Annotated in this window: 7 protein-coding genes; all 7 read right to left on the bottom strand. The window is 71.6% G+C overall.

The window, feature by feature from the left end:
* Window positions 1–231 precede the first annotated feature (231 nt).
* Complete coding sequence (locus ACFWTC_RS27085) at window positions 232–879, bottom strand: transposase (protein ID WP_383933178.1); 648 nt, start codon at window positions 877–879, stop codon at window positions 232–234.
* Window positions 876–1,733, bottom strand: a complete 858-nt coding sequence (locus ACFWTC_RS27080) for an ISL3 family transposase (RefSeq protein WP_384074751.1) — start codon at window positions 1,731–1,733, stop codon at window positions 876–878. Before ACFWTC_RS27080 ends, ACFWTC_RS27085 begins: the two co-directional genes overlap by 4 nt.
* A 337-nt stretch (window positions 1,734–2,070) precedes the next feature.
* On the bottom strand, window positions 2,071–2,469 hold the full coding sequence (locus tag ACFWTC_RS27075) for a VOC family protein (RefSeq protein ID WP_383931467.1): 399 nt from the start codon (window positions 2,467–2,469) through the stop codon (window positions 2,071–2,073).
* 219 nt (window positions 2,470–2,688) lie between these two features.
* The gene (locus ACFWTC_RS27070) at window positions 2,689–4,329 is read right to left on the bottom strand and encodes a N,N-dimethylformamidase beta subunit family domain-containing protein (RefSeq protein ID WP_384074746.1); all 1,641 of its coding nucleotides are present in this window, start codon (window positions 4,327–4,329) and stop codon (window positions 2,689–2,691) included.
* Between the two features lie 427 nt (window positions 4,330–4,756).
* Complete coding sequence (locus ACFWTC_RS27065; protein WP_383931465.1) at window positions 4,757–5,602, bottom strand: sugar phosphate isomerase/epimerase family protein; 846 nt, start codon at window positions 5,600–5,602, stop codon at window positions 4,757–4,759.
* Entirely contained in the window at window positions 5,599–6,756 is a 1,158-nt protein-coding gene (locus tag ACFWTC_RS27060; RefSeq protein WP_384074743.1) for a dihydrodipicolinate synthase family protein, read from the bottom strand. The genes ACFWTC_RS27065 and ACFWTC_RS27060 overlap by 4 nt, the downstream gene beginning before the upstream one ends.
* On the bottom strand, window positions 6,753–7,904 hold the full coding sequence (locus ACFWTC_RS27055; RefSeq protein WP_383931462.1) for a Gfo/Idh/MocA family protein: 1,152 nt from the start codon (window positions 7,902–7,904) through the stop codon (window positions 6,753–6,755). Before ACFWTC_RS27055 ends, ACFWTC_RS27060 begins: the two co-directional genes overlap by 4 nt.
* Between the last annotated feature and the right edge of the window lie 15 nt (window positions 7,905–7,919).

Raw genomic sequence — 7,919 nt, 5'->3', positions numbered from 1 at the left:
GCAACTGCCTCGGCTTCGTCCCCACCGTCCAGAAGCGGGCCGGATTCTGCGACTCGCCGTAGTGCTCACTCAAGGGCACGGATGATCTGTTGGGGCGCGAGCCCCCTGAACCGTCAGTGAAGTCTCCAGCGAGATCACTGTCAAACGGTCCGGTTCCCCACGTGCCCATGCTCGTCTCCTGGTAGTCGCTGGTTGTGCTGGGCCGGCATTTCAGCAGGCGCTGACAACGCTTCACGAAGCGAGGAGTACTCGCTTGCGGAGCAGGCGGAAGCCGGCGCGGCCGAACATCTGGCGCTTGAGCATCTTGATGCGGTTGACGTGCCCTTCGACGACGCCCGAGCTCCAGGGGAGGGTGAGGCCGGCGATGACGGCATCACGGTCGCGGTCGATGCCTGCGGCGAGGGTGTGGAGGCTGGGTAACTCGTCCTGTCTGACGGCATCGAGCCAGTCCGGCAGCCGCTGGCCCTGGCGCTCGGTGAGCATGGTCGCGAAGGACCGAACGTGCCGGGTGAGTGCGTCGATCTCGGGGCAGTTGGCCCGGACGTTCTTCAGCTGGAGGTGTTCGGTCTCGGAGAGAGTTTCAGGGCGGCGGAGGATCCATCCGGCGACGGCCCGGGGCGAGGGCGGCCGGGCGGTCACGGGCCGTGGCGAGGTACGTTTCTGGTGGAGGTAGGCGCGAACGCGCTGGTAGCTGCCCTGGTAGCCGAGTGGGACGATCTCTTCCCATAGTTTCCAGGCGTTGGTGTGACCTTCGCTCCAGCGGTCGTCGAGGTAGGTCTTGTCCTCGTCGAGGACCGAGGTCCTGGTCTGCCACTGACCGGTGAAGAGGTCTTCTGGCGTGGCAGCATCCGCGTAGCGTCTGACAGTTCGGTTCGTCATGCCGAGCTGCCGCTGGATCGCGCGGCGGCTGTGCCCTGCCTTGACCAGGGCATGGACCGTGGCATGCGTGGTCCGGGTCCGGTCGGCGAACCGGTGGCCGGTCGGCCATGGCGAGCCGGACGGCTCCTCTGCGGGGTCGGGCCCCGTCTCGGTCGGTTCAGTCGTCTGAGAGACCAAGACGCGCAGGTATTGGCGTGCTGGGCGATGCTCCGCTCGGCGGCCTCGCTGAGGTTGTGCCAGAGGTGCCACCGGTCCGCGACCTGCACGGCCTGCGGGGCGCCGACGGTGGCGCCCTCGGCGAAGAACGATGCACGGTCCCGGCAGACCACCTCAATTCCGGGCCGCAGGGCCAGCCACGCAGCCAGACTCGAAGACTCCCGATCGGGCAGCATGTCGACAGGCCGGCGGGTTTCGACGTCCACGAGGACGGTCCCGTAGTGCCGGCCCTTGCGGGTGGCGTACTCGTCGACGCCGACCACCCTCGGAGCGGGCACTTCCGGCTCGGGAAGTGCGTCGACCAGCCGCAGCACAGTGCTGCGGCTGACTGGCGCACCAACGATGTCAGCCAGCCGGGATCCGGCCCGGCCCGCCAGGGCGAGACCGATCGCCGCCAGGGTCGAGCGGAGCCGCTCGGTCCGCTGGCCGTGCCTTCGGGTCAGGCCGGCTATCTGCTCGACGAACGTACGGCGCGGGCACCCTGCGGTCCGACAGGCGAACCGGCGGACCCGCAACTGGAGTACGACCCTTCGCCCCGCACTCGGAACATCAGCGGGAAACCGCAGGTAAGAGTTATGAACCTGAGCGGACCGCGCTCCGCAACCCGGGCACGAGGCGCCTGCGGCGGTGCACCGCACATCAACACGCACTATCGCGATGTTCACTCGACCGACAGCACCGCGACGTCCGCGATCGACGGGAACAACAACTCCGCCAGCCGGAGCAAGATTTCATTCACAGCCCCGAACTGTCTGCCCAGCCGATACTGGCACTGCTCGTTTTAGGGCAACTTCCCGAGGCGTCGCAGGGCGTTCAGTCGTCACTCACAGTGCACGGATCACACAGCCTGAGCCAGAACCAATTCACGTGAACGCCTCGTGCCGTACGCCGTGGGGCCGGCTCCTTCCGGGAGCCGGCCCCACGGCGCTTTCCGCCGCCGCCGGTCTGCGCGATCGGCTGTGGGCGGGTGGGGAGCTAGGAGGCCGTGTCGTCCTGATACCCGTACGGGCGGGTGATGATTTCCATGCGGTGCCCGGCCGGATCCGTGAAGTACACGCCGCGGCCGCCGTCGTTGTGGTTGATCTCGCCGGGGTGCTTGCCGTGCGGGTCGGCGAAGTACGGGACTCCGGCCGCCTTGATCTGCTCGAACGACGCGGTGAACTCCTCCTCGGACAGGAGGAACGCGTAGTGCTGCGGGGTGATGGACCCGGCCGGAATGGTCGCGAAGTCCAGAACGACGCCGTTGGCGAGGTCGAGGGGGATGAAAGGACCCCATTCTGTCCCGACCTCGAGGCCGAGTACGCGGGCCAGGAACTCGGCGGACTCCCGGTTGTCACGGGAGTGGACGATCGTGTGGTTCAGCTCTACTGCCATGGGTGGATGCCTCCGAAAGGCACGTCCCGGCGCCTCCATGCCTCACCCGGTCGGTGACGACACGCGATGCCGTGATCGCGATCCTAGACAGCAGGTCCGGGGACGTCCAGCGTGTACCGCGCTTCCGGACGCCCCTGCCCGGTGCCTCCGCCGTGCGCCCGCCGGTGCTTCCGGCGTCCTCGGCAGCCCAGTGCCCACGCCCGCGCTCCGCCCGGCCGTTCACGCGCTGCCGTACACCGCTTCGACGTTGTCCTGCGCGGGGCGCGTCCGGCCCGCCGGGCCCGCGGCGAAGTGCCGCAGGAGGTTCTCCGTCACCCGGGTGGTCAGCGCCCCCGCCCGTGCGTCCGGGCCGTGGTTGGCGCCGCCCGAGCCGTCGCCTCGGGCGTCCAGGGCCTCCACCCACCGCATTGTCCCGGTCGCGAACACCCCCGCTCCGCCCGGCGCCGTGTAGTACGCCGTGTCCTGGTGGCTGGGCCGGCCCTCGCACACCACCGGGGAGTGGGCGAGTATCTCGATCGGGCGGGGCGTCGGGAATCCGGTGTCGACCTTGTCGTACTCCACCCCGACCAAGTGGGCGAACCGGTCGCCCGCCCGTACCCCGGTGCCCTCGAACAGCCAGTGGTCCGGGCGGGTCACCACGTACGGGGCGTCCACCGGGTAGCCGTCGTACATCACGCCGAGCAGCGAGCTCTCCGGGTCCGGTGCGGGCGCCGAGCGGAAGTCGGCCGTGGCCGGGTGGCCCCGGCCGAAGCCGGGATCCTGGGCGTAGGAGGTCTTGTAGCAGACCACGGTACGGTCGGGCCACAGCTCCGAAGCCTCCAGGCGGATGCGGCGGTAGCAGCAGTTCGCGCCCAGGAACCCGAGGTTGGTGCCGGCGTCGCGGGCCGCCGTGATGTGGGCCCGCTGCTCCGGGGACCAGTACTCGTCGTGCCCGAGGGAGAGCACCGCCGACGCCCCCTCCAACAGGCGCTTCTCCCGGGCCACATCGACCGTCGTCGCGTAGGCCAAGGGGATGCCGAGCCGCTCGGCGAGCGCGATCAGCGGGGCCTCGTACACCAGGAACAGACCTGCGCCGTCGTCGTACGCGTACGGCCGGTCGAAGGTCACGGCGAGCGACCGCGAGGCATAGCCGCCGCTGGGGCCGTCATAGCTGCCGTAGCCACCCCACCGGTTGTACGCCTGCCAGGTGGCGACCGCGTTGACCACGACCGTACGGCCCGCGGTTGCGGCCGACCGCACGGTCACCGGCACGAAGCGCCGGCCCCCGTCGCCGCCCTGCGCGTCCAGCCGCAGGAGGTAGCAGCCCTCGGGCCAGCCCGTGGTTTCGACGGTGGTGGTACGGGCCCACCGGGTCCGCACCATCCTCGTCCCGGCGTCCACCGTCCGCTCGGGCTGCCGGGTTCCCGGCAGCGCCTCGGAACGCCACACGAGCCGGGCCCTGGCCCCGCCGTACCAGCCCATCCGGTAGGCGGAGACGGTGAACCAGGGCGCGGTGGTGGACACGTGGAGCCCGAGGGGCTCGCCGGGCAGGACACTCACCCGGTCCGCGAAGCCCTCGATGGCCCGGTCCGGCCCGGGCTCGGTGATCCGCCAGTCGGCCGCGCCCGGCCGGGCGTTCTCGGCCGTGACGTCGAACCCGGCCGGCCGGGGTGCCGGGGGCGCCCCGCGGGGCGCGGCCGATCCGTCGCCAGGCGTCCCGCGCTGCCCGTCGGCAGCACGGTCCCCGCCCACGGGCCCGCCGCCGTCCCCACAGCCGGCCACGGTTCCAAGACCGGCGGCGGTGGCCGCCCCCGTCGCGACGGCGAGGAACCGCCGCCTGTCCGCGCCTTCGCCGTACCCGCCCATGTGGTCCTGATCCATGCTGAGCACGCTATGCCAGCACCAGAACCACCCCCGGACCACCCCTCCCCACCCACCCGCGAACCGCACCGGCGAACCGCCACCCGGGAGCCGGGTCCGCGAGCCGCGCCCGGGAGGGGTGCCCGCGAGCCGGACCGAGCTGCTGTGCCCGGGTGGCGGGGCTCGCAAGCCGGGCCGACGTGCTGTGCCCGCGAACCCTGCCCACGATTCGGGCCGACATGCCGTGCCCGGGGGTCGCGCCCCGCGAAGCACGCGAGCGAACCGGGCCGGCGTCCTGTGCTCGCGAGCCGCACCGGGAGTCGTGCTGCGTGCGTTGCCCGAGGAGGCGCGCCCGAACGGTCCGGCAGGGTGCGCCCGGGGAGCCTCAGCCGCCGTTGCGCGGAGCGTGCTCCCCGCAGCCTCCGGGGGAGCGTCTCACACGCGCCCCTCAGTCGACGTGCTCGCGATAGCGCTCGATCACCTCCCGCAGTACCTCCGTACCGTCCCGGGCCCACAACCCGGGGTGGAAGATCTCCACTTCCACCGGCCCGCGGTATCCCGCCGTGTCGGCCAGCTCGCGGAACGCCCGCAGATCGACGGAGCCGTCGCCGAGCTGCCCGCGGCCGAGCAGCACGCCTTCGGGGAGCGGTGTCACCCAGTCGGCCACCTGGACGGACACGATGCGCCCGCCCCTGCCCGCCCGCAGTAGCTCGGCGGGCAACCGTTCGTCCCACCAGAGGTGGTACGAGTCGGCCACCACGCCCACCTGCTCGGCCGGGAACTGCTCGGCGATGTCGAGGGCCTGTCCCAGCGTGGAGACCACGCAGCGGTCCGAGGCGAACATCGGATGCAGTGGTTCGATGCCCAGCCGTACCCCGTGCGCTCCGGCCCAGGGGACGAGCTCGCCGAGGATCTCTACGATCCGGCGCCTCGCCCCCGGCAGGTCGCGGTTGCCCGCGGGCAGGCCGCCCGACACCAGGACCAGGGTGTCGGCGCCCAGCTCTGCCGCCTCTTCCACGGCCCGTCGGTTGTCGTCGAGCGCGAGCGCCCGGCCGGCCGGATCGGTGGCGGTGAAGAACCCTCCCCGGCACAGCGTGCTGACGCGCAGCCCGGCCCCCGCGACCAGCTTCGCCGTCTCCCGTAGCCCGAACCGGCGGACCGGGTCGCGCCACAGCCCGACCGCGCCCACCCCGGCCGCCGTGCACCCGGCGACGAGCTCGGGCAGCGACCACTGGCGGACCGTCTCCTGGTTGAGGCTGAACCGTGCCGGGGCCGGCGCCCTCTCCCCGCTCACGACGTCACTCCGTACACCGAGAGCAGTCGCCGCATGCGGTCTTCGGCGAGCTCGGGATCCGGGAACAGCCCCAGTCCGTCCGCCAGCTCGTAGGCGGTGGCGAGGTGGGGGAGCGAGCGGGCGGACTGGAGCCCGCCCACCATCCCGAAGTGGTCCTGGTAGCCGGCCAGCCAGGCCAGCAGGACCACGCCGGTCTTGTAGAAGCGCGTCGGCGGGGCGAAGAGATGTCTCGACAAGCGGACCGTGGGATCGAGCAGCTCCCGGAAGCCCGCCTGGTCGTCGCGATCGAGGGCGAGAGCGGCCCGGGCCGCGATCGGGGCGATCGGATCGAAGATCCCCAGCAGCGCGTCGCTGGCCAGCTCCCCGTCCCCGGCGATCAGCTCCGGATAGTGGTAGTCGTCGCCCGTGTAGCAGCGCACCCCGGCCGGCAGCCTCCGCCGGATGTCCACCTCCCGCTCCGCGTCCAGCAGGGACACCTTCACCCCGTCCACCTTCCCGGGCGACTCCGCGATGACCTCCAGGAAGACCTCCACGGACTCGTCGAGGTCGACGCTGCCCCAGTAGCCGGTCAGCTCCGGATCGAACATCGGCCCCAGCCAGTGCAGAACCACGGGCGCCGCGCTCTGTCTCAGCAACGTGCCGTATACCTCCAGGTAGTCCTCCGGGCCCCGGGCGGCTCCTGCCAGGGCGCGTGAGGCCATCAGGACAGCCCCCGTCCCACAGGCCTCGGTGTGCGCGAGCTGTTCCTCGTACGCCCTGGTGATCGCGTCGAGCGAGTGGATCCGGCCCGGCTCCAGCTGGTCGGTACCCGCGCCGCAGACGATGCGCCCGCCCTGGGCCCGGGCCTCGGCCGATGAGCGCCGGATCAGCTCCGCCGCGGTCGGCCAGTCCAGGCCCATGCCGCGCTGCGCCGTGTCCATGGCCTCGGCGACCCCGAGGCCCTGGGACCAGAGGCGGCGCCGGAAGGCCAGCGTGGCCTCCCAGTCGACCACGGGCGCGGCCTCCGCCGAGGCGGCCAGTGGATCGGCGACCACGTGCGCCGCCGCGTAGAACGTACGGCTGCGGGCCGGTTCGTGCGTCAGAGGAGCGAACGGGTCGGGGTTCGGCCGGTACAGGCGGAACCCGCCGTCCGCCGAAGGCAGTCGGATGCTCACAGGACCACCTCCGGAACGGACAGGCGGCGCCCCTCGGCCGAGGAGCGCAGACCGAGATCGGCAAGCTGTACCCCGCGGGCCCCGGCCAGAAGGTCCCACTGCCACGGCTCGTCGAGCACGACATGCCGGAGGAAGAGCTCCCACTGCACCTTGAAGCCGTTGTCCGAGGGGGAGTTGTCCGGAACCTCCTGCCATTGCTCGCGGAAGGAGCCGCCCTGCGGCAGATCCGGGTTCCACACCGGCTTGGGCGTGGTGGCGCGGTGCTGGACGCGGCATCCGCGCAGGCCGGCCACGGCCGACCCGTGGGTCCCGTCCACCTGGAACTCCACCAGTTCGTCGCGGTGGACCCGAACGGCCCAGGAGGAGTTGATCTGCGCGACGGCGCCGCCCTCCAGCTCGAAGATGCCGTACGCCGCGTCGTCGGCCGTCGCCTCGTAGAGCTTGCCGTCCTCATCCCAGCGCCGGCCGATGTGGGTGCGCGTCAGGGCCTGGACCGTACGCACACGGCCGAAGAGCTCGTGCAGGAGGTATTCCCAGTGCGGGAACATGTCGGCGACGATGCCCCCGCCGTCCTGCGCGCGGTAGTTCCACGACGGCCGCTGGGCGGCCTGCCAGTCGCCTTCGAAGACCCAGTAGCCGAACTCGCCCCGAACGGCAAGGATCTCGCCGAAGAACCCGCCCTCGACCAGCCGCTTCAGTTTCAGCAACCCCGGCAGGAACAGCTTGTCCTGGACCACGCCGTGCTTGACTCCGGAGGCTGCCGCGAGACGGGCCAACTCCAGCGAGGACGCGAACGACAACGCGGTGGGCTTCTCGCAGTACACGTGCTTGCCTGCCGCCACCGCCTGCCGTACCGCCGACTCGCGGGCCCCGGTGACCTGCGCGTCGAAGTAGATCTCGACCTCGGGGTCCGCCAGTACGGCGGTCAGGTCCGTGCTGACGTGTTCCAGGCCGTGGCGCTCGGCGATGGCCCTCAGCGCGGGCTCCCGGCGCCCCACGAGGACCGGCTCCGGCCACAGCACCGTGCCGTCCCCCAGGTCCAGCCCGCCTTGCTCGCGCAGAGCGAGCAGGGACCGGACGAGATGCTGCCGGTACCCCATGCGGCCCGTCACGCCATTCATGGCGATCTTGATCGTCCTGAGCTCCATGGTGTCCCCTCCTTG

This window comes from Streptomyces sp. NPDC058619 (assembly GCF_042717785.1).
Taxonomy (GTDB): domain Bacteria; phylum Actinomycetota; class Actinomycetes; order Streptomycetales; family Streptomycetaceae; genus Streptomyces.
This window is presented reverse-complemented; position numbering and strand designations above follow the sequence as displayed.

Coding starts and splice junctions, on each gene's coding strand:
- ACFWTC_RS27085 (WP_383933178.1), bottom strand. CDS start 879: ATGACGAACCGAACTGTCAGACGCTACGCGGATGCTGCCACGCCAGAA.
- ACFWTC_RS27075 (WP_383931467.1), bottom strand. CDS start 2,469: ATGGCAGTAGAGCTGAACCACACGATCGTCCACTCCCGTGACAACCGG.
- ACFWTC_RS27070 (WP_384074746.1), bottom strand. CDS start 4,329: ATGGATCAGGACCACATGGGCGGGTACGGCGAAGGCGCGGACAGGCGG.
- ACFWTC_RS27055 (WP_383931462.1), bottom strand. CDS start 7,904: ATGGAGCTCAGGACGATCAAGATCGCCATGAATGGCGTGACGGGCCGC.